Origin of the sequence: Thalassotalea litorea, from assembly GCF_043642205.1 — a bacterium.
GTDB classification, from domain to species: Bacteria; Pseudomonadota; Gammaproteobacteria; order Enterobacterales; family Alteromonadaceae; genus Thalassotalea_A; species Thalassotalea_A litorea.
Map to the genome: position 1 here is coordinate 1 of NZ_JBHZSG010000083.1, position 1702 is coordinate 1702.

Genomic DNA, 1702 nt, shown 5'->3' on the forward strand with positions numbered 1-1702 from the left:
AAAAAGCCCCTTGCGGGGCTTTTTCATTGATTGAACGACATTACTGTTGCGTTCGGATACTCATTTCTGGTGTTTCTGTCACGTTACCTTGCTTGTCATAAGCAATCGCTTTTAGGCTCTTCACACCATCAGACAATTTCGAAATATTAATCGTATGGGTATACGGATATTCTGTCTTTGTCTTCACCAGACGACCACGGAAGTAGATTTCTACTTTATCAATTCCGTCGCTGTCATCCGCCATTACATCGATAAACAATTCACCACTATGGGTAGAGTCCGCGTACGGTGACAAAATCTCTACCGTCGGGTTTACGCCATCATCCGGTACCGTTGGTACTTCAGGATCCGTTGGAACGTCAGGTTCAGTTGGAACTTCTGGCTCTGTCGGCTCACCTGGCTCTGTACCGTCAATCGAATTGTCTACATAAATGTGATGGTCTCCTGTATCCGCTACATTACCTGCAGCATCATAAGCGACAGCTTTAAGCGTCTTCTGACCTTCACCCAGTTTAGAAATATTAATACTAAACTCATATGGGTACGCTTCTTTAGTTTGTACTAATCGACCACGGAAATATAACTCTACTTTCGTTACCGCTACGTTATCCTGTGCATCAACATCAACACTCAGAACACCACCGTTTTTACTACCTGCCGTTGGACTCATGATTTGAACATAAGGCGCTTCTGTATCTACACCCGGGACTTCTGGGTCCGTTGGGTCTTCTGGCTCTGTCGGTACTTCAGGCTCTGTTGGTACTTCAGGCTCTGTCGGTACTTCAGGCTCTGGCGCTGTGTTATCAACCATTACGTTAAACACTTCTGTCGCCGTTGAGTTACCTTTGCTATCAAACGCGATAGCCTGCAACGTTTTATAACCCGCGCCCATTTTCGAGATGTTAATCGTATGACTGTAAGGCGATGACGTTAACGTTTTCACCAAACGACCACGGAAATACAACTCAACCTTTTCAATACCATCAGAATCTTTAGCGTCAATGTTAACGTTCAGCTCCTGACTCTGAGTCACGTTTACATCCGGTGAAATAAAGCTTACTGTCGGAGCATTACCGTCACCTGGCACTTCCGGCTCCGGATCTGGTGTAACTTCCACATCCGCATTCTTAACCATCACATAATGGTTCGCGGTTTCGGTTACGTTACCTGACGTGTCCGTCGCAATCGCCGTTAAGGTATGTTCACCATCCGCTACCGCTGACGAATCAACACTGAATGAATATGGCGAGCTAAAGTCAGCACCAACACGTTGGCCATTAAAGTACAATTCGACTTTTTTCACGCCTTCGTTATCCGTCGCATTGACATCAACCGAAAACAACCCGTTCACTTCACTGTCCTGCTTCGGCGACGTAATACTCACCTCTGGCGCCGTCTGATCTAACTCCGGCTCCGGATCTGGGACATAAACACTGTCACGCAATGCCGCACCAGCATCAATTCGACCATAACCAAATTTCGTACTAAAACTACCTGAGAACATTGAGTTATCGGCGTTGTTTTCCAACAAACTCTCTAGCTCTTTGTTACTCATTTTTGGATTCGCGGCTTTTAATAATGCTAATACACCGGCCGTTGCAGGTGCCGCAAACGATGTACCTGTACCACTACCGTAACTACCGTTTTTGGTTGTGGTCGCCAAACCCTGACCAGGCGCAGCAACATCAATACACTTACCATA

1 protein-coding gene is annotated in these 1702 nt (G+C 46.1%); it reads right to left on the minus strand.

The window, feature by feature from the left end; translation table 11 throughout:
• Positions 1-40: 40 nt before the first annotated feature.
• Positions 41-1702, minus strand: a 1662-nt coding sequence (locus ACHUFQ_RS16935) for an Ig-like domain-containing protein (RefSeq protein ID WP_394177028.1), incomplete at its 5' end; no start/stop codon positions are given.